19 protein-coding genes, 1 tRNA gene and 1 other annotated feature are annotated in these 19,512 nt (G+C 37.0%); of the genes, 18 read left to right on the top strand and 2 right to left on the bottom strand.

What is annotated here, in order from left to right; genetic code table 11:
• The first annotated feature begins 274 nt into the window (after positions 1 to 274).
• The 11 genes from QK255_RS09605 (at position 275) to lplA (ending at position 11,754) form a co-directional block, all read left to right on the top strand.
• Complete coding sequence (locus tag QK255_RS09605; RefSeq protein WP_002310242.1) at positions 275 to 1,042, top strand: ABC transporter ATP-binding protein; 768 nt, start codon at positions 275 to 277, stop codon at positions 1,040 to 1,042.
• Complete coding sequence (locus QK255_RS09600; RefSeq protein ID WP_002292351.1) at positions 1,032 to 3,074, top strand: ABC transporter permease; 2,043 nt, start codon at positions 1,032 to 1,034, stop codon at positions 3,072 to 3,074. The genes QK255_RS09605 and QK255_RS09600 overlap by 11 nt, the downstream gene beginning before the upstream one ends.
• Before the next feature lie 405 nt (positions 3,075 to 3,479).
• On the top strand, positions 3,480 to 3,629 hold the full coding sequence (locus tag QK255_RS09595) for a teichoic acid D-Ala incorporation-associated protein DltX (protein ID WP_002292353.1): 150 nt from the start codon (positions 3,480 to 3,482) through the stop codon (positions 3,627 to 3,629).
• A 10-nt stretch (positions 3,630 to 3,639) separates the two neighbouring features.
• Positions 3,640 to 5,154 (top strand): D-alanine--poly(phosphoribitol) ligase subunit DltA, encoded by a 1,515-nt coding sequence (gene dltA, locus QK255_RS09590; protein WP_002292354.1) that lies wholly within the window; start codon positions 3,640 to 3,642, stop codon positions 5,152 to 5,154.
• Positions 5,151 to 6,356: a D-alanyl-lipoteichoic acid biosynthesis protein DltB gene (gene dltB, locus QK255_RS09585; RefSeq protein WP_002329012.1), complete on the top strand. Its 1,206-nt coding sequence runs from the start codon at positions 5,151 to 5,153 to the stop codon at positions 6,354 to 6,356. Before dltA ends, dltB begins: the two co-directional genes overlap by 4 nt.
• 44 nt (positions 6,357 to 6,400) lie before the next feature.
• Positions 6,401 to 6,634 (top strand): D-alanine--poly(phosphoribitol) ligase subunit DltC, encoded by a 234-nt coding sequence (gene dltC, locus QK255_RS09580; protein ID WP_002292356.1) that lies wholly within the window; start codon positions 6,401 to 6,403, stop codon positions 6,632 to 6,634.
• A 2-nt stretch (positions 6,635 to 6,636) separates the two neighbouring features.
• Positions 6,637 to 7,902, top strand: coding sequence for a D-alanyl-lipoteichoic acid biosynthesis protein DltD (dltD, locus tag QK255_RS09575; protein ID WP_002292357.1), 1,266 nt, complete (start codon positions 6,637 to 6,639; stop codon positions 7,900 to 7,902).
• A gap of 141 nt (positions 7,903 to 8,043) precedes the next feature.
• Positions 8,044 to 9,126: a M42 family metallopeptidase gene (locus QK255_RS09570; RefSeq protein WP_002292358.1), complete on the top strand. Its 1,083-nt coding sequence runs from the start codon at positions 8,044 to 8,046 to the stop codon at positions 9,124 to 9,126.
• Entirely contained in the window at positions 9,126 to 9,929 is an 804-nt protein-coding gene (locus QK255_RS09565; RefSeq protein WP_002292359.1) for a DUF975 family protein, read from the top strand. The genes QK255_RS09570 and QK255_RS09565 overlap by 1 nt, the downstream gene beginning before the upstream one ends.
• 69 nt (positions 9,930 to 9,998) lie before the next feature.
• Positions 9,999 to 10,739, top strand: coding sequence for an MBL fold metallo-hydrolase (locus QK255_RS09560; RefSeq protein WP_016853388.1), 741 nt, complete (start codon positions 9,999 to 10,001; stop codon positions 10,737 to 10,739).
• A gap of 10 nt (positions 10,740 to 10,749) precedes the next feature.
• Positions 10,750 to 11,754: a lipoate--protein ligase gene (gene lplA, locus QK255_RS09555; protein WP_002292361.1), complete on the top strand. Its 1,005-nt coding sequence runs from the start codon at positions 10,750 to 10,752 to the stop codon at positions 11,752 to 11,754.
• A gap of 46 nt (positions 11,755 to 11,800) precedes the next feature.
• On the opposite strand, the gene QK255_RS09550 is transcribed toward lplA, so the two are convergent.
• A complete protein-coding gene (locus QK255_RS09550) occupies positions 11,801 to 13,600 on the bottom strand; it encodes an ATP-binding protein (RefSeq protein ID WP_161389144.1) in 1,800 nt (599 codons plus the stop codon).
• 254 nt (positions 13,601 to 13,854) lie between these two features.
• Between QK255_RS09550 and QK255_RS09545 the strand changes: the two genes are divergently transcribed.
• The 5 genes from QK255_RS09545 to QK255_RS09525 all read left to right on the top strand — a co-directional run bounded on the left by QK255_RS09545 (position 13,855) and on the right by QK255_RS09525 (position 17,839).
• On the top strand, positions 13,855 to 14,373 hold the full coding sequence (locus QK255_RS09545; protein WP_283341536.1) for a signal peptidase I: 519 nt from the start codon (positions 13,855 to 13,857) through the stop codon (positions 14,371 to 14,373).
• A gap of 127 nt (positions 14,374 to 14,500) precedes the next feature.
• Positions 14,501 to 15,184, top strand: coding sequence for an O-methyltransferase (locus QK255_RS09540; protein WP_002292364.1), 684 nt, complete (start codon positions 14,501 to 14,503; stop codon positions 15,182 to 15,184).
• A gap of 313 nt (positions 15,185 to 15,497) precedes the next feature.
• Positions 15,498 to 15,571 (top strand) — tRNA-Arg (locus tag QK255_RS09535).
• Positions 15,572 to 15,727: 156 nt separating this feature from the next.
• A complete protein-coding gene (locus QK255_RS09530) occupies positions 15,728 to 16,087 on the top strand; it encodes a DUF1304 domain-containing protein (protein WP_002329013.1) in 360 nt (119 codons plus the stop codon).
• A 120-nt stretch (positions 16,088 to 16,207) separates the two neighbouring features.
• Complete coding sequence (locus tag QK255_RS09525) at positions 16,208 to 17,839, top strand: SulP family inorganic anion transporter (protein ID WP_002292367.1); 1,632 nt, start codon at positions 16,208 to 16,210, stop codon at positions 17,837 to 17,839.
• Positions 17,840 to 17,900: 61 nt separating this feature from the next.
• Here the strand turns inward: QK255_RS09525 and QK255_RS09520 are convergent, their stop codons facing one another.
• The gene (locus QK255_RS09520) at positions 17,901 to 18,542 is read right to left on the bottom strand and encodes a uracil-DNA glycosylase (RefSeq protein ID WP_002292370.1); all 642 of its coding nucleotides are present in this window, start codon (positions 18,540 to 18,542) and stop codon (positions 17,901 to 17,903) included.
• Positions 18,543 to 18,731: 189 nt separating this feature from the next.
• Positions 18,732 to 18,808, top strand: a sequence feature (ribosomal protein L21 leader region).
• Between the two features lie 19 nt (positions 18,809 to 18,827).
• On the opposite strand from QK255_RS09520, the gene rplU reads away from it, so the two are divergent.
• Positions 18,828 to 19,136: a 50S ribosomal protein L21 gene (rplU, locus tag QK255_RS09515; RefSeq protein ID WP_002289450.1), complete on the top strand. Its 309-nt coding sequence runs from the start codon at positions 18,828 to 18,830 to the stop codon at positions 19,134 to 19,136.
• Between the two features lie 27 nt (positions 19,137 to 19,163).
• Positions 19,164 to 19,508, top strand: a complete 345-nt coding sequence (locus QK255_RS09510) for a ribosomal-processing cysteine protease Prp (protein WP_002289451.1) — start codon at positions 19,164 to 19,166, stop codon at positions 19,506 to 19,508.
• The last annotated feature ends 4 nt before the right edge of the window (positions 19,509 to 19,512 follow it).

Raw genomic sequence — 19,512 nt, 5'->3', positions numbered from 1 at the left:
ATTTAGGAAGGAGCAACTAATTATCGGCTATATATAGTATTCAATCCGCTGTATAATTGGATTTCTATACTATATGTAGTGTATATTTTATTGTGAAAAAAAGTGAAAACTTGTAGTTGATGGATTTATTTTTTGCATATTTAATTTAGCTGAATAAAATAATTGAATAAAATTTTTTTATTTGGGCTAAGAAAAAGTGACAAAAACATAAGAGCAAATTGTTCGTAGATATGCTACTATGCAAATAAACAGAAATGAAAGAGGAGAAGAAGAATTGGAAAAGATGATCGAAGTGAAACATCTCAGTAAAAGCTACGGTAGCAAACTTTCTCCCGTCAAAGCTTTAGATAATATCTCATTCACAGTAGAAGAAGGCGAATTTGTTGGGATCATGGGTCCAAGCGGTGCAGGCAAGACGACGTTGATGAATATTTTATCCACGATCAATTTGCCTACGATGGGTAGTGTCTTGATCCAAGGAAAAGAAATCACAAAAATGAAAAATAGTGAGCTCAGTGACTTTCGCCGAAAAAAACTAGGATTCATTTTTCAAGAATTCAATTTGATCGATACTTTAAATGCAAAAGACAATATCCTATTGCCCCTAGCAGTTGAACGGATGACTAAGGAAGAGATGGAAAAGAGAGTAAGACACGTAGCTCAATTGTTGAATATAGAAGAACTGCTAAAACGATATCCAGATGAGCTTTCTGTCGGTCAGCGACAACGAATTGCAGCCGCTAGAGCCCTTGTTGTTCAGCCACAAGTAATCTTTGCAGATGAACCAACTGGATCTCTAGATTCGAAGTCGGCCACAGAATTGTTGAATTATTTACAGACTATGAATCAAAAAGAAAAAGCGACAATCTTGTTAGTCACCCATGACCCATATACAGCGAGCTACTGTGACAGAATTTTATTTATCAAAGACGGCGTGATTTTTTCAGAAGTTGTGAGAAGAGGGACAAGAAGAGAATTCTTTGAAAAAGTAATCGACATGCAGGCGACGATTGGTGGAGGAGGAAAAATGAATGCTGTATAAATTAGCCGTCAAAAGCTTTTTTCGGCAGTCCCGAGGGTATCTTGTTTATTTTTTCAGTTTGACTTTATCCGTGATGATTTATTATTCTTTCAGCGCAATGACCTATGATCAATCTTTAGTTAGAAGAGCAAGTCCAGATACTTCGATAGATGGCGGATTGAGTTTTGGCGGACTGATCATTACTGTCGTTTTACTTTTTTTCGTATTCAGTGCCAACCGATTTTTTTTGAATAGAAGACAAAAAGAAATAGGTATCTATCAACTTTTTGGTATGAACAAACTACAAATTTCAGGTATATATGTATTGGAAATCATGATAATTGGGTTATTTGCCTGTATTTTTGGGATATTGCTCGGCATTATTTTCTCCAAACTCTTTTCCATGATTTTGGTTCGAATGATGGATATGGATCTTAATAGTCCGTTTTTTATCTCCATTCCATCAGTCGCAGATACTTTATTTGCTTTTTTCATCATCCTTTTAGCAGTATCTGTGTATTCGATATGGAAAATCTGGCGCTACCCGATGATTCGAAGTTTTGGAGAAAAAGAACAAGCAGATAGTTCAACGATGCGTTTCAGAACAAGGCATCGATTACTCGCTGTCATTGGGTTATTGCTTTTAACGAGCGGATATTTTGGGGCTAGTCATTTTAGAGAAATCACTTCATGGATGATCAGTCATCATTACCTTGAGACATTCATTCTCTTTTTGCCTTTTCTGATCTTTTTCATTTGTGTGATTGGTACTTATTTGTTTTTCTGCTATACATTTCGACTCTTTTTGATCATATTGAGTAAATGGAAGCTCTATTACTATGGGATCAATTTTTTAATAATAGGTAATACACAAGTGCACCTGCTCAAAAGCTGGCGGACGAATTCTCTAATTACAGTCATTCTTGGAATTTCTTTAATGACGATTGGCGGTACGGCTAGTATTTCTACTATTTTATCGTATCAGGAGAAAGTATCCTCCCCGATGGACTATCAGTTTGATGTCGAGACAGAAAAAAAAATCAAGCCTATTCTGGCAGAGGAAGGACAGAAGATAACTAAAAAAATCACCTTGCATTATAAAGTCATAGGTAGTATCTACAGACCAGATCTCGAAGAACCTATGTTTCAAACTGCTAATCTGATCACAGAAACAGAATATCAAGCCTTCAGAAAAGTTAATCCGGATTTGCCAAACGTTTCTTTGAAATCTCCTAACTATACTGTTTTGCTTGATCAAATGCAAACTCTTTTCCGGAATATTTCATTATATGGTTCTAGTATTGGATTGCCAGATAATCAAGAGTTGAAGATTCAACAAATGCTTCCAAGTGTATTAGGTGACGAAACGATGGTATATCTAAGTCCTGTACTAGTCGTGGATGATAACGTTTTTGAAAAAGCAAAAGGTGTAGATTATCAAGTAGTCAATGTGGATGTGTCAGGTGAGAATAATGAAAAGATAGATGAACGACTGAGCAGTGAAATGTCGATAAAGTGGCTCAATGCTATTTATTATTCTTATGATATCGTAAATGGGCGTCTGCAAGGAGAAATTAGTACAAAGAAACTGCCAGATGACAAAATGAAGGAAGCGCAATTTAGTCAAGAAGGTTCTCGGTTGAACTTCTCCTCCAGCTATTCAAAATTGCGTGCAGTCAACCGGCGGATTGGTATCAATATTTTTGTCACACTGTTTGTCGGAATGATCGTCATTATTGCTACTGGCAGTATTCTGACCGTTCGACAATTAGCAGAAGCAGAGGAAGAAAAAGAAAATTATCACCTATTGACTAAACTGGGGATACCACAAAGAAGAATTAGAAGGATGATTTTCGAGCAAAACGCACTTACCTTTTTTCCACCCATGATATTAGGAATCACTCATGCAGTATTTGCAATCAATGTTTTCACTCAGTATATCAAAACTGCCGATTATTGGTTGGCTTATCTTGTCAGTGGCTTATTGATCCTTATCTATCTTTTGCTTTATGTCATTACGAGTCAGTTATATTGTCGGATTATCGAGGAATGACAGGCGGAATAAGACAAGATAATAAAAAGTACTAAATTTTAAACACCGTTTAAAGAAGAGATTGTGAAAAAGCTGTCCTGCATCAAGTAATAAGAAACAGCCAAGCAAAAATAGTTTCCCATGTTTTTGATTTAGCTGGACTTATTACCGCAGATGCAAGCTTTTACACACCGTTTATTTGGAAGAAGAGGTTGTGACACGCTTTTTGTCACAACCTCTTTATTTTTTATATTTTTTAAAATTACTAGAAATTATAAAGAAAAAAGCAGTGTTTTGATGTGCTATTTTTATAAAAGCTATGTGACAAAACTGTTAGTAAAAAAACGGTTTCTGTAAGCTAGACACATGTTTCTTTTTGTCAAAATTCGTTACACTTTGTGTGAGGTTATATGAGGAGGGAATCCAATGAACAAATGGTGGTCTAATCCAAAATTGAATTATTGGGGAAAATTCATCATTCGAACAATTTTTTATAGTGCGGTACTGCTGTTCCTGATCTACCTGTATCACTATAAAAATATTCAAGGAGGAACATTTATCTATAACGAATTTTAGGAGGAAGAGTATGGAAATCAAAACGATTATTGAAGCAGTCGATGATTGGGGAATAAGCGAACCTGATCGAATTGCTTATCAGGCGGATGAGATGCATACTTTTGGAGAATTGAAACAAGCATCAGACGCACTTGCTTATTATTTAGAAGAAAAGGTAGAAGGGGATGGACCAATCGTCGTTTTTGGTAATTTAGAATTTGAGATGATTGTCGCATTTCTAGGAATTGTCAAATCTGGTCATGCCTATTTGCCAATTGAAGAACACACACCCAAAGAACGTATCCTGTCGATCTTTCGGGTGGCTAAACCATCTATGGTCATCAGTATTGGGAATTGGATAGAAGACATTCCTTCTGTTCCTGTCGTAACAAAAGAAGAATTTCAAGAAATCGAGAAGATACCAGTAGAATTTTATCCCAGAAACAGCGTAAAAGGTACAGAAAATTTTTATATTATTTTTACTTCTGGTACTACTGGAGAACCAAAAGGCGTACAAATCAGTCATGATAATCTAGTCAGCTTTGTTCAATGGACGATGGAAGACTTTGGGATCAAGCCTGGTATGCATTTCTTAGCCCAAGCGCCATTTTCTTTTGATTTATCGGTATTTTCTATTTATCCTGCATTAGTTTCTGGTGGAATGCTGAAGCCGTTAAATAAAGCAGTTATTCAAGATTTTCGTCAATTATTCGCGACATTGCCTAACTTGAAGTTGAATATTTGGGTTTCTACTCCATCTTTTATGGATATTTGCTTGATGGAGCCTACCTTCAATGGAGAAAATGTACCAGAATTGGACATGTTTTTATTTTGCGGAGAAGAATTGACAAAAAAAACTGCAGAAACACTACTTGATCGATTCCCAAATGCACGGATATATAATACTTACGGCCCAACAGAAGCAACTGTGGCTATTTCAAGTATCCAGATTAATCAGCACGTACTAGATAAATATGACCGACTACCGATCGGCTATGTAAAAAAAGACACCAAAGTTTCTATTGTCCAAGAAGACAAACTTGTTCCAAAAGGAGAAACAGGTGAGATCATTATTGCAGGGCCAAGCGTATCAAAAGGTTACCTGAACAATCCAGAAAAAACAGCAGCTGCGTTCTTTTGTCAAAATGACTTAGCAAGTTACCATACAGGGGATGCAGGAAGGTTGGATGAAGACGGGCTTTTATTTTATGAAGGCCGTATGGATCAGCAAGTCAAATTACATGGTTACCGGATCGAGTTAGGGGATATCGAACATTATCTGTTGCAAGACTCCCGGATCAAACAAGCCGTTGTCGTACCAAAATATCAAGGAACAAAAGTGCAGCAGCTTGTTGCTTTCATCGTATTAGAAAACACAACGAAACAACCGGATTTTCAACTGACCAAATCGATCAAAGAACAATTACTGCAAGTTGTGATGGAGTATATGATTCCTCAGAAGTTCCATTATGTCGATTTGCTGCCTCAGACAGTAAATGGAAAAATTGATCGAAAAAAATTAACAGCTGAGGTGAATCCTGAATGATGTTTCCTCATATGATCCCTTACGCAGAGCCGTTTTATTTTTTTCTTTTAGCCATTGCGCTTATACCAATCGTTCTATCTTTACTGATATGGAAAAAAAGATTACCAATTTATCAATCAGTGGTGACACTTTTCTTTTTATTTGTCAGCTTTGGAGGTACTTATTGGGAACAGGGAGCGGCGCTGATTGGGTATGTTTTTTGGCAGACAATCCTTGTATGGGGCTATTTTGTTCACCGGCAAAGGAAAAATCAAACAGGATGGTTTTACGCCGCCGTTATTTTAGCAATAATTCCACTGTTTTTAACGAAAGTGACTCCTTTTTTTGAACATGGAAAAGCATCGCTACTTGGTTTTTTAGGAATCTCTTATTTAACCTTTAAGTCTGTGCAAATGATCATGGAAATAAGAGATGGCATGATCAAAGTATATAATCCATTTCGTTATATCCAGTTTCTGCTGTTTTTCCCGACAATATCTTCTGGACCCATCGATCGTTATAGGAGATTTGAAAAGGATCAGCTCCATCCACCTGTTCGTGATAAATATGTTGATCTCTTGGGAAAAGGCGTCCAAAATATTTTTGTCGGTTTTTTATATAAGTTCATTATCGGTTATTATTTTGGTCAAGTACTGCTCCCTGCAGTAGGGCGCATCGCATTACAGCATGGTGGGATTTCATGGGCGTTAGTGGGTTACATGTACGTGTATAGCATGTATTTATTTTTTGATTTTGCAGGTTACAGTTTGTTCGCAGTCGGTACAAGCTACATGATGGGGTATCAGACGCCAATCAATTTCAATAAACCATTTTTATCATGGAATATCAAAGAATTCTGGAATCGATGGCATATGACCTTGTCTTTTTGGTTCCGCGATTACGTGTATATGCGGTTGATGTTCTTCATGATGAAGAAAAAAATCTTTAAAAGCAAGATCGTGATGTCAAATATCGGGTATTTCGCTTTGTTTCTTCTAATGGGTGTCTGGCATGGATTGACGTGGTACTACATCGTATACGGTCTGTATCATGCTTGTCTGATCTGTCTGACAGATGCATGGATCCGATTTAAGAAGAAGCATAAAGATCAGTTGCCTTCTAACAAATTTACGCATGGCGTAGCCGTATTTTTGACATTTCAAGCGGTATGTTTCAGCTTCCTGATTTTTTCAGGATTTTTAGATAAACTTTTTTTTAGCTAACGAATAGTGACATATTAATTTATATAACAAAGGAGAAAAGGAAAATGGAAGAACAAATTTTATCAATCTTAGAAGAAATAACAGGAACAGATGAAGTAAGAAAAAATCGTGATATTGATCTATTTGATGAAGGTTTGCTTGATTCTTTAGCATCTGTGCAATTATTAGTCGAGCTAGACGGAGAGTTGGATATCCAAGTCCCAGTCTCTGAATTCGAGCGGGAGGATTGGCGCACACCGAATAAAATCATTCAACAAGCAACTGCATTGAAGGGTTGAGTATGAAAAAGAAACTCTTTGCTATTTTTGGACCTGTTGTTCTCGCTTTTGGTCTGCTTGCCCTATTCTTCACTTCTTCCTATCGAGTAAATATTGATAACCCGGAAGTAATCAAGCGAGCGTCTTCATCTATGTCAGCAAATGTACTAAAGGGCGATGCAATAAAAAACAAAGCTTTGTCTGAAAAACAATATATCCCCTTTTTTGGGTCGAGTGAATTAAGCAGGATCAGTCCATTTCATCCGTCTGTTTTGGCTGAAAAATATGATAGAGGTTATCGTCCTTTCTTGCTAGGAGCGCCGGGAACACAATCATTAAGTCAATATATGATGATGCGATCTGCAGGGGATGATTTGAAAAACAAAAAAGTGGTGTTTATCATCTCGCCTCAATGGTTTGTAAAAGATGGTGTAAAAACAGATTATTTCAACACTTACTATTCTGAACTTCAGACCTATGATTGGTTGTTCTCATTGAAAAAAGTTACATCAGCTGATCGCTATTTAGCTAGAAGACTATTAACTTTTTCAAAAGTAAAAGAGAACGATACGCTGACAGGAATTCTACAAACGATTAAAGAAGGAAAGTTACCTTTACCTGATTCTTTGGATCAGTTGCACAGCCAATGGAACATGTTGAAGCGTGAGGATGAGATATTCAGTGATATCGGTTTGAAAGATCGTCAGCAAAAAATCGATCATGAATCAAAACAATTACCAGACCACTATCAAGAAACAGAATTATCCATTTTGGCAGATGAGATTGGAAAACAAGAAACGACAAATAATCCATTTGGTTTGAAAAACGATTTTTATACACATCGTATCCGATCCCACGAGCCAGAACTCAAACAGTCACAAAAAAATTGGGATTATCGTTTTTCACCAGAATTTTCTGATTTTCAGCTAATCTTGGATCAATTAGCAAAAAACCATAATGAAGTGTTGTTTATCATTCCACCGGTCAACGAGAAATGGAGCGATTATACCGGACTATCTCAAGAAATGCTACAAGGATTTGCCAAAAAAATCAAATTTCAATTAAATAGCCAAGGATTCAATCGAATAGCTGATTTTGTCAATCAAGCTGGTACCAATTATTTTATGGAAGATACGATCCATTTAGGGTGGAAAGGCTGGCTGGCCGCAGATCAACAGATTAGACCGTTTTTAGAAGAAAACCAGCTTCCTAGTAGGTACCATCTCGATGATGCTTTTTTCAGCAAAGCTTGGCAACAGCAAGTACCAGATAAACTACGATTAAAATAAATAAAACAGGTGGAGGATATCTGCCTGTTTTATTTATTTTAGAATATTCTGAAATAAACAGTAAAAATACCAAGTTTGCCTGAACAAAAAACAAAAGCAATGGTATAATCACAATATGAATATAGAAATGGGGGAAAACATTTGGATACAAAAGAAGAACAGCTACTAATTGATTTGACTTCTGCAAAAGGAGTACCTGGGAATGAAGAAGAGGTAAGAGAAGTATTCAGAGAATATGCTAAACCATTCGCTGATGATATTTTTTATGACGGATTAGGCAGTGTGATTGCTAAGCATGGCGCTGGCGGAGGACCAAAAGTCTTTATTTCTGGTCATATGGACGAAGTTGGTTTTATGGTAACAAAAATAACCGAAAAAGGCTTCTTGGAGTTCCAAACACTTGGAGGCTGGTGGGGACAAGTGATGCTTGCTCAACAAGTGGAAATCAAAACACGAGAAGGAAAAATCATTCACGGGGTAATTGGTTCAAAACCACCGCATGTTTTAACACCTCAGGTACGAAATAAACCATATGAAATCAAAGATATGTTTATTGATATCGGCGCATCAAACCAAGAAGAAGCCAAAGAGTGGGGCATACGTCCGGGAGATATGGTCACCCCATATATTGAATACAAACGAATGAATGGCAGTAAATATTTACTGGCAAAAGCATGGGATAATCGGATAGGGACAGCTGTTTCTTTGCGAGTATTGGAGAATCTATCTAAAGAAGCACATCCAAATGTTTTATTTGCAGGAAGCGATGTGCAAGAAGAAGTGGGCTTGCGAGGCGCTCGAACAAGCACGCACCTTGTAAATCCGGATATTGCTTTTGCTTTAGATACTGGTACAGCAGGTGATACTCCAGGAATGACACCAAAAGAAGCAGATTCGATTTTAGGAAAAGGTCCACAGATTTTGATTTTTGATGCATCGATGATTCCGCACAAAAAATTATTGAATTTCGTTATCGATGTAGCAGAGGAAATGGCTATCCCATTCCAATATACAGTGATCTCTGGCGGTGGAACGGATGCAGGACAAATGCATTTGACAAGAGACGGTGTTCCTTCTGTAGCCATTACTGTTCCTGTTCGTTATTTGCATTCCCACACATCAGTGATCCATGAAGATGATTATTTGAATACAGTGAAGCTAGTTACTGAGTTAGTGAAACGGCTTGATAGTGAAACAGTTGAACAAATCCGGAGTTATGAATAATGAATAATAAAATGCCTATTTCTGAATATCGAAAAAAAGCGCGAGCTTCTTTAGAGAATCAATGGGGAATCAATGCTTGGCTTGTTTTCTTATCCATATTGTTCACAAGCGTCATACAGAATTTTTTTGACGGTTTCAGTCCTTTTACGGAAGAAAGCATGCAGCAAAACCTATTGAGTTTTCTAGTCAATAATTTGCTTTTATTCGCATTCAACTATGCATTGTTTTATATTGCGTTAGTAGTTGTACGAGGTGGCAGACCAAAAAGCAATCTTCTATTTTCAGTTTTCCAAAAAAAATATTTTGGTTCGATACTTGTCATCAATTTGATTAATTCAATCATCAACTGGTTGCTCAATAGTTTGATCTTTCTGCCCATGTTTTTAATCAGCGGAGTGAGTGCTTATACGCAGTTGCTTTTCAATTCAAGTACGGTACCTACGGATGTCATGCCAGGAGATTTTCTTGATATCAGCTTTGTTTTATCAATGGTAGGGATGATTTTTGTTTCAGCACTTATCATGAGCATCGTTGGCGGATTGTTCCAATTTGCTGCATGGACGAAGTTCGACTATCCTGATTTGTCGGTCGTACAATGCTTAAAATATGGCTGGTTCTTATTGAAAGATAGAATCGGTACGTATATTTTGTTGCAACTATCTTTTATCGGCTGGTATTTGTTAGGGGCAATCGCTTTATTCATCGGTCTTTTGTGGGTCATCGTTTATGTGAATGTATCAGTTGCAGAATTTTATGAACAAGCACGGATTGAAAAAGGTGGTCCAGAAGCCTATTTTGCTTAATCTGTAAGCAGTTCATTCATTAGAAAAATAACTTTTGTGGTAGGATAAATCTTTGAGGGGGAATGTATGATGAAATTAACTGTTTTAGGCTGCTTAGGGGCGTATCCTTATAATAATCAAGGGACAACAGGTTATTTACTTCAATCTGACGGTTTCAACTTGTTGATTGATGCAGGTAGTGCTACGCTGATCAAATTACAAGAACATCTTGATCCACTTGATTTGGATGCTGTGATCCTTAGCCATTATCATCATGATCATATTGCTGACCTTGGTGTATTACAGTATTACTGGCAACTTCATCCCAAGAGAGATCCGGAGACATTGCTTTCAATTTACGGGCACACAAAAGATTCTGTCCACTTTGAAGAATTGACGATGGCGAATGTCTCAAAAGGACATCCTTATTTTGAAGCCGAAGAATTAAAAATTGGTCCTTTTCTGATTACTTTTATGGAAACAATCCATCCAGTAGTATGTTACGCCATGCGAATCGTAGAAGAAGCAACGGGGAAAGTATTCGTATTTACAGGAGATTCAGGTTATTTGGAAAGTTTCGCTGATTTTGCGAAAGAGGCTGATTTGTTTCTAGCAGATACCTATCTATTTGAAGGAAATGAACATCATCATGCACATTTCACTTCAAAAGAAGCTGGAGAACTGGCGAAATCAGCTAACGTAAAGAAACTTGTACTTACCCATCTACCTCAGTTTGGCGACTTAGAACAATTGAAAAATGAAGCGCAAAAAGCAGCAGGTAAAGGGATAGATGTAGAACTTGCTGCAGTTGACAAAGTGTTTGACATTTAGGAGGAAGAACATGATTTTTGTACCAAATGAAAACCACGACCCAAGAATCAATTTAGCAATTGAACAATACTTGTTGCAAGAAATGCCATTAGATGAACCCATTTTGCTCTTTTATATCAATGAACCTTCAATCATCATCGGTAGGAATCAGAACACGATTGAAGAAATCAATCGAGATTATGTGGAAGAACATGGTATTCATGTGGTCCGCCGTCTAAGCGGAGGCGGAGCTGTCTACCATGATTTTGGGAATTTGAACTTTAGTTTTATTATGCCTGATGATGGTGATTCCTTCCGTGATTTTGCGAAAGTAACACAACCAATCATCCAAGCACTTCATGAATTGGGTGTTGCCGGGGCTGAGTTGAAAGGCCGAAATGATTTAGTCATTGATGGTATGAAATTTTCCGGTAATGCGATGTATGCTACCAATGGCCGAATGTTTGCTCATGGAACGATCATGTTCGACTCTGATATCAATGAAGTAGTCAATGCATTAAAAGTAAAAAAAGACAAAATCGAATCAAAAGGAATCAAATCGATCCGTTCTCGTGTGACGAATATCAAACCGTTTCTTCCCGAAGAAAAACAAAAAATGACAACGGAAGAATTTCGTCAAGAAATCTTGTTGAAAATTTTTGGTGTAGAATCAGTAGAGGAAGTAAAAACGTACGAATTGACCGACGAAGATTGGAAAAAAATCAATCGAATCTCTGAAGAATATTACCGAAATTGGGATTGGAATTACGGAAAGTCCCCAGATTTCAATTTCTCTCGTCAAAAACGTTTCTCTATCGGTTCGATCGAAGTCCACTTGAATGTATCAGAAGGAATGATTAAAGAAGCAAAAATCTTTGGTGATTTCTTCGGACTAGGAGATATCTTTGATGTCGAAAAAAAATTGGTGGGACAGAAATATGATAAAGAATCTCTATCAAAAATAGTTGACCAAATTGATGTGAAAAAATATTTTGGTGCGATAGAATCAGAAGAATTGCTTACCTTACTTTATTAAAAACAAAAAGCAGCGGAATCCTTATGTATTGGATCCCACTGCTTTTTTATATAGAATTCGAGTAATTTCGGGAAAGCTGAACAGTGATTCGATCAATCAATGTATCTTTTTCCTGCGTTAGTGTTCCAGTGTAACGATCTGCCACATCTTTCATCATCATCAAATCAAAGCGTTCCTGATCATCTAATTCTTCTGTGATACCTCGACTGAATATATTCGTATCATAATGTGCACTATGTTCGCAACAAATGATGAAATGATCCTCTTGTTCGTGTATCGACAAATGAATTTTTCGATACAGCGGATTTTCGATGGCATGAGTTTCTCTAAAGGAATGCTCTAGGGCATGAATCAAAAGCTGGGCTAGATCATCATCTTTGATAGGAAGATCCTCAGGAAGTTCTGCTTGGAAGGTGATCTGGATATTCCGTTTAGCAGCTAACTGTTGATAGCGCGCGAAAATCAGATTTGTCATCTGATGATTGCAAAAAGAACACAGCATTTCAAAATTTTTTGCTTCTTCCAAGATTGTTTCCACATATTTTTTTGCTTTTACTTGATCCGTATGCATTAAGTCTTGCAGATTTTCCATTTCCTGAACAAATTCTAAACGAAGCGTATTTACTTCTTGGATATGCTGTCGAAGTTGCTCATAATGCTGTTCCAGCAAATCGTTTTTGATTTTTAAGAAATCTACTTGTCTTCGGTCTTTATCTGTGTTCAGAATGTGGTCAATCAGATTGTAACTGATAATAACAATCAAAATAATAATGAATAAAATCGTAGACCAATTGATCGTCGTTTGATAAATACCTAGTGCTGTTTGGATATAAATCAAGCAGTGGATAATGGCAACCAAGACGATCCAAGGTGTACAAACTACATAAAAACGATTGTTTTTATATGCTTCACCAATGCAGGTAAGCGAAGTGACTAGAGTACTGATAACACTAGCTATATTAGCAATTGGCATCAATTCAGGAAGTTCTGCAGAAGTAAAAGCTGCATAAAGCAGAACACCAGAAAAGATCGAAAGCTGGATTATACAAAAAATCCCATACCATTTTTTATAATAAATCATCCGGCTCCAATAATAGCAGATAATGAAAGCCGAGGTTAGGATAATAAATAAATGAGATAAAAAAGAGTGAACGAATGGTTCAAAAAGGATGCCACTTAAAATATCTTCTGAAACAGCTTCAAATCCTAATGCCAAAGCAAAGCAGCTTAAGATAATCAGCGAGTATTCAAGCCGTTTTTGTTTGTACATCAAGTAGATGGTATAGATAAACGTCCCAATAGCAATGAAAACTGCAATGATCATCGTTAATACTTGCGGTACTGATTGAGAATAGATAAAACCGATTAACGGACCAGTTGTACCTATATAGACTTTCGGTGGCAACCCAGCGTAGTTTTGATAAGGAGATGAGACAGAGATCATCAATTTTTTTCCGATGTAATCTGATGGTAAATCTATCACAGCCAGTGATAATCCAGGGTTGCTTTCTGCGTCGTAATCTTCCCGTTGGTATAAAATGTTTCCGTTTAGATACACAGTAATCCATTGATGATTTCCTTTGATTAGTAAATTTGCTTCGTTCAACGGTTTCTCAAGTGTCGTTTCCATAATAAATGTTTCATCTTTGTCTACGGTAGGAATCGTACGAGTGTACTTGCTGTCAAACTTAAAATCAGGATCATCTTTTGAATAGAAAACCCATGAATCTTTTATTTCTTTCATTTGATTACTATTAGCAGGAGAGAAGATAAAATAGAAGAAATAAGCAATCCCTGCTAAAAATAACACTGATAATATAATTATTATGCTCCATTTTATGCGCATATAGAAAGATTCTTTTTTATTATATATGTTATTAAAAAAAGCCTAAAGGTATTCCTTTCTAAAACTTGTAATTTTAGGGTAAACGTTTTTTTTACTAACGTCAATTATTTATAATGAAAAATGAGATAAAGATGAGGAAATAGAATCAAAAAACGTCGTTGTCATAAAAATGTGTTTTTACAGTTATAATTTGAAAAAAATTTATCGTTATTATATGATTAAGAAGGATTGAAGAAAGAAAGGAGTTGAAAACGATGCCTGATTACAAAGAAATAACTTTTGTTAGTTCTGTAACGCTGATTATATTTTTAATACTTATTCTTCTCGTCGTCTTGGTTCCCCGAATTTTTGGATTGACTCCTTATATTATTGAGGATAGAGAAATGAACCCATATTATGCACAAGGAAATCTGATATATGTACGACCAAAAAATACAGATGAGATTTTAGTCGGAGATATTATTACATATTATGAAAATTCAGGTAAAAAAATCTCGACACGTCGCGTAATAGCCATTGAAAACAACTACAACGACTTTTATACAAAAGCTGACACACGGACTTATATCGAGCCTGGAGTAGTAAAAAAGAGAAATATTATCGGTAGTCCAATCTTCCAGATTCCATATATTGGCCTGGTCCTTTCCAAAACAGCATTTGCATGGATCCAGGGGTTATTCTTTACGATTGCTTTTTGCTTAACAGGAATCACAGCTTGGAATACTTTTGTAGAGTTGAAGAAGAAGCGGAGACGAACACAGAAATTTTTGTGAGAATGTTGAAAAAGACAAATATATTCAAGAGATACCATTACTCTTCTGAACGAGTGATACGGAAAATACTCATACAGCTTGTAGATTTAGCTAGTTGTTCGTATAATGTGTAAAGAGGAGGAGTAGTATGCGCAATGAAATGATGCATCGTCCTGTAGTCAAAGAAGAACTATTGGACTTTATGCGCACCCAGCAAAAAAAATTACCGGGTGAGCTAGGCAAATTGGAAGAAGAAGCTCATGTAGCAGAAGTACCGGTTATTCCCCACGAAACAGTTGTATTTTTGAAATTTTTACTTGGACAGATTCAGCCTGAACGAATCTTAGAGATCGGTGCAGCTATCGGTTTTTCATCAAGTGTCATGGCGACAACAATCGGAGAAAATGCTCATGTTACGACCATTGATCGTTTCGATGTCATGATCGAGAAAGCGAAAAAAAACTATGAACGTCTAGGATTGACAGATAAAGTAACCTTGCTTGAAGGGCAAGCCGCAGATATTTTGCCTGAATTGTCTGGTCCATATGACTTTATTTTTATGGATAGTGCAAAATCAAAATATATTGAATTTTTACCTGAATGTTTGCGTTTGTTACGAAAAGGTGGCGTTTTGATGGTAGATGATATTTTCCAAGGAGGGACGATCTTGCTCCCTGATGAAGAGATTCCTCGTGGCAAACGAGCTATCCATCGTAAATTAAATGAATTCCTTCGTGTCGTGATGAACCATCCTGATTTGACATCGACCATCTTACCATTAGGCGATGGTGTAATCTTAATGACAAAAGAAGCAGAAGAAATCGATTGGTGATACATGATTATGACAATCAGTAAGTGATTGATTATATCAAAGAATCCATCTAAATTTGATGTGAAAGAGACTGTATTTGTAAAACAACTGAAGGAAATAGTGAATAGATTGAAATAAACAGGAGTAAGCATGAAGACAATGCAACTCCTGTTTTCGACTGATAACCTTAGAATAGATGGAAGCGAATGTTTCTTTTCAAAGGATTGATTTGGTAGTTGAATTAAAATAATTGGCTATTTGCTAATTAAATAACTATTTCGTATTGACAGAAGCAATATAATTATCTATAATTATTGATGTTCCGCTGATTCCTGTCATAGTAGCTCAGCTGGATAGAGCATCCGCCTTCTAAGCGGACGGTCGGGGGTTCGAATCCCTCCTGTGACGCTAAAAAACCGTTAGAAACTGAGGTTTCTAACGGTTTTTCTTTGTTTTTTGTGCCAATATTGTTTGTTTTCAAAGGCAAATAAAATGAAAAAAACATCTTTATCTAGTACAATTATAGGAAGTAAAAATAAAATCCATCAGAAAGAGGAAGCAAATATGTCAATATTATCAAAAATTTTAGTCACTCTAGTGGCCATCGAATTTTTTTATATCATGTACATCGAAACAGTAAGAACTGATTCCGATACGACAAGCAGAGTTTTTAAAATGAATAAAGAAGAATTAAGCAGAAAATCTGTTCAAACATTATTTAAGAATCAAGGAGTATACAATGGACTATTAGGGGTTGGACTACTTTACGGAGCTTACCTTTCTTCCGCACCTAAAGAAATTACAAGTATGCTGTTGCTATCAATTTTTATTGTTGCATTGTATGGAAGTCTGACTAGCGATCGCTGGATTTTACTAAAACAAGGTGGGTTAGCTCTGTTGGCCTTGCTTTCTATTTTCTTCTAAATGTGGAAAAACAAGGATCTATTGGACAGGAAACTTTGTGAAAAATATTACTTTTTCTCATGAAATATGCTATTCTAATGAATGGTATTTTAGAAAATTTCATGAAAAGGAGTTAGATAGGTGTTCAAAAATTATGTTTTATCACTAAAAAAAGAATTTTTAGGTTATGATCTTTCAAGATTTCAGAAAGATCTTTTGGCTGGAATCACAGTAGCTGCTGTAGCATTGCCTTTAGCCTTGGCTTTTGGGGTATCAAGCGGAGCCGATGCGTCCGCAGGTTTGATTACGGCTATCATTGCCGGTCTCGTTATTGGCGGTTTATCAGGCGGTTTTTATCAAATATCAGGTCCGACAGGCGCAATGGCAGCTATTCTAATGTCCATTGCGGCAACAAAGGGAATGCAAGGTGTGTTGCTTGCTACTTTTTTGGCAGGTCTATTTTTACTTGCAGCAGGACTTTTCCGATTAGGAACACTAACTTCTTTTATCCCAGCACCAGTAATCACAGGATTTACTTCAGGTATTGCTATTATTATTGCATTAGGTCAGATCGATAATTTGTTTGGTGTTCATTCGGAAGGTACAAATGTTATTGAAAAGCTAAGTAGTTATCAAACACTAGGTTTTCCAATAAACATAGCATCTTTGATTATGGGAGGCCTAGTCATTTTAGGGATGTTCATCTATCCGAAAAAATGGGCGAAACGAATGCCTAGTTCGCTGTTGGCCATCATTTTAGCAACAGTAGTTACGCTACTGTGTCATTTACCAGTAGCCACTGTTGGTAACATCCCACAAACACTGATCAGCAGTAATCGCTTGGGCTTGGGAGATTTTAGCTTTTCTGCCTTGCAACAAGTAGCCGTTCCGGCCATTAGCATTGCTCTGTTAGGGATGATTGAGAGCTTATTATGTGGTGCTTCTGCTGGTCGAATGGCGAATAAATCATTAGACAGTAACCAAGAATTAGTGGCACAAGGGGTGGGAAATCTATTGCTTCCTTTTTTTGGCGGGATTCCTGCTACTGCAGCCATTGCTCGTACAAGTGTGGCCATCAAATCTGGCGCACAAACCAGATTAGCTGGCATGATCCATGCAGTTGTCTTGTTGCTTTCCATGCTTGTTTTTGCGCCAGTGATGTCACAGATTCCGATGCCGGCACTTGCAGGTGTTTTGATCGTGACGGCTTGGCGTATGAATGAATGGAGAACGATTAAGGAGCTATTTGTTCATAAATATTGGTCAGCTATTCTATTGTTTGTTCTTACAATGATTTGTACAGTCATCTTTGATTTAAGTATTGCTATTGTAATTGGGATTATCGGCGGTTGTGTATTTTTTGTTGTAAAAAGTGCGGCTATCACGATTTCATTAGAAACAATCGATTGGCAAAGAATGGGGCTGCCAGAAACGGAAAAGCTGAATAATTGGACAGTAGTGTACATCAGCGGTCCGCTGTTTTTCATGTCTTCAGAGAAACTAAAAAATAAATTGGAAGAACTAAACCATCACGACGGTGTCATCTTCTCCATGCGTGGCGTACCAAGTATTGATTTGACGGCACGCGCAGTTTTTGATGAATTTCAAGAAAAAGCAGAACAGAGAGGACAAACGATTATCTATACTTCCTTGCAGCCGGAAGTAGAAAAACAACTTTCTCACTTATGGGAATATACATCCACACATCAACATCAAACAGTTGCTCATGCGTTGACAGCATTGCATGCGAAATATACTGCAATGAGCCATTAAAACAATGAAAAAGAATAGACAAGACTGTAAACTAACAATTTCACCGTCTTGTCTGTTCTTTTTAATCTTGTTGTAAAAGTGAAGCTAGTACTTGCCAATCTTGATGGATAACAGGTACAAGGGAACGATTATAAAAAATAGCTGCTGGATGAAAAAGTGGAAGGATACGATAGTTTTTTTCTGACCATTCGTAGGCATCTTTTTGTTTTGTTAGCTGTAAGACGGGACCTGTATAGAGTTGACCATGGTTTTTGGTAACAGTATATTCTTTACCAAGTAATCGTTGCAGGCCAATATTTCCAAGTGTCGCAATTAATTTTGGCTGGATTTCCATCAGTTCGTAATCCAGTATCGGTGCGTGTGCAAATACTTCGGATCGCGTAGGTGTACGATTTGGATAAACAGTTTCTGTCTGTTGTGTCCGTTTATTGATCCAATGAGTCACGCGATACGGGCGACTCCGTACAGCACTGGTGATATAGACATCTTCTCGTGTTAAACCAGTGGAAGAAAGTGCCTGCATCAATTCTTTTCCAGCTTGTCCGCTAAAAGGGATGTGTGTATCAATCTCTGTTTTCCCTGGGGCTTCTCCTACAAGCATTAATTTAGGATGAAGAGGTCCTTGCCCAGCGACAAACCCTTCTACAGGACGGTCGTTCATCCTTAAAGAAGCCTCTTGTATCAATTCTGTTGGGTATTCCATTTGTGCTCCTCCTTTTTCTTTTATTATAAGAAGAAAAGAAACGCAATGCGACTATTTTATTTGGCAGAAACGAAGAGGAAAGAAAAGCAGGAGAACGATTGTTTAAATCTTTATTTCATTTTTTGACTTTAAATTTAGTTGACGAACAGCGGCTGTTCTGGTAAGCTAGTACTGTTGTAATTGTGGACTCCACAGCTACAACCGCTCAGAACAAGTAATAAGCACAGCAGATGCTGTCACTTCGGATGGCGAGTCTAAGTATATCAGAAGGAGGTGCTTTATAGCATGTACGCAATTATTAAAACTGGTGGTAAACAAGTAAAAGTTGAAGTTGGACAAGCAATCTATGTTGAAAAACTTGACGTTGAAGCAGGAGAAAAAGTTGTTTTTGACGAAGTTATCTTAGTAGGTGGCGAATCTACAAAAGTAGGCGCTCCAACTGTTGCAGGTGCAACTGTTGAAGGTACTGTTGAAAAACACGGCAAACAAAAGAAAGTCGTTACTTTCAAATACAAACCTAAAAAACATTCACACCGCAAACAAGGTCATCGTCAACCATATACAAAAGTGGTTATCGACGCGATCAACGCTTAATCAGCGTTTGAGAAAGAAGGCCTATATATGATCAAAGGAACATTTAAGCGAAATGACGCAGGTCAGATCGTTTCATTCACTTTGACCGGGCATGCTGATGCTGGTCCTTATGGAAGTGATATCGTTTGTGCAGGTGTTTCTGCGTTAGCGATCAGCACTGTCAACGGGATTGCCTCATTAGCCGGTTTTGAACCGATTGTTGAAATGAATGAAGAAGAAGGCGGTTATCTTTATACCGAAGTCACTTCAGGAATGACACAAGAACAAAACAATATTGCTGAGATTCTATTAGAAAATCTTTTATTAGGTTTACAATCAATAGAAGCTGAAAACTCAGAATATATCCAAATTAAAACAATCAATGATAAATAGGAGG

Source organism: Enterococcus sp. ZQ21 (assembly GCF_030053755.1).
GTDB classification, from domain to species: Bacteria; Bacillota; Bacilli; order Lactobacillales; family Enterococcaceae; genus Enterococcus_B; species Enterococcus_B lactis.
Note: the sequence above shows the minus strand (reverse complement) of the source record. Positions and strands in the feature narration are given on the sequence as shown.

What these genes read in the sequence shown, in the direction of transcription:
- QK255_RS09600 (WP_002292351.1), top strand. Translation starts at nt 1,032, where the DNA reads ATGCTGTATAAATTAGCCGTCAAAAGCTTTTTTCGGCAGTCCCGAGGG.
- QK255_RS09595 (WP_002292353.1), top strand. Translation starts at nt 3,480, where the DNA reads ATGAACAAATGGTGGTCTAATCCAAAATTGAATTATTGGGGAAAATTC.
- dltA (WP_002292354.1), top strand. Translation starts at nt 3,640, where the DNA reads ATGGAAATCAAAACGATTATTGAAGCAGTCGATGATTGGGGAATAAGC.
- dltB (WP_002329012.1), top strand. Translation starts at nt 5,151, where the DNA reads ATGATGTTTCCTCATATGATCCCTTACGCAGAGCCGTTTTATTTTTTT.
- dltC (WP_002292356.1), top strand. Translation starts at nt 6,401, where the DNA reads ATGGAAGAACAAATTTTATCAATCTTAGAAGAAATAACAGGAACAGAT.
- dltD (WP_002292357.1), top strand. Translation starts at nt 6,637, where the DNA reads ATGAAAAAGAAACTCTTTGCTATTTTTGGACCTGTTGTTCTCGCTTTT.
- QK255_RS09565 (WP_002292359.1), top strand. Translation starts at nt 9,126, where the DNA reads ATGAATAATAAAATGCCTATTTCTGAATATCGAAAAAAAGCGCGAGCT.
- QK255_RS09560 (WP_016853388.1), top strand. Translation starts at nt 9,999, where the DNA reads ATGAAATTAACTGTTTTAGGCTGCTTAGGGGCGTATCCTTATAATAAT.
- lplA (WP_002292361.1), top strand. Translation starts at nt 10,750, where the DNA reads ATGATTTTTGTACCAAATGAAAACCACGACCCAAGAATCAATTTAGCA.
- QK255_RS09550 (WP_161389144.1), bottom strand. Translation starts at nt 13,600, where the DNA reads ATGCGCATAAAATGGAGCATAATAATTATATTATCAGTGTTATTTTTA.
- QK255_RS09545 (WP_283341536.1), top strand. Translation starts at nt 13,855, where the DNA reads ATGCCTGATTACAAAGAAATAACTTTTGTTAGTTCTGTAACGCTGATT.
- QK255_RS09540 (WP_002292364.1), top strand. Translation starts at nt 14,501, where the DNA reads ATGCGCAATGAAATGATGCATCGTCCTGTAGTCAAAGAAGAACTATTG.
- QK255_RS09530 (WP_002329013.1), top strand. Translation starts at nt 15,728, where the DNA reads ATGTCAATATTATCAAAAATTTTAGTCACTCTAGTGGCCATCGAATTT.
- QK255_RS09520 (WP_002292370.1), bottom strand. Translation starts at nt 18,542, where the DNA reads ATGGAATACCCAACAGAATTGATACAAGAGGCTTCTTTAAGGATGAAC.
- rplU (WP_002289450.1), top strand. Translation starts at nt 18,828, where the DNA reads ATGTACGCAATTATTAAAACTGGTGGTAAACAAGTAAAAGTTGAAGTT.
- QK255_RS09510 (WP_002289451.1), top strand. Translation starts at nt 19,164, where the DNA reads ATGATCAAAGGAACATTTAAGCGAAATGACGCAGGTCAGATCGTTTCA.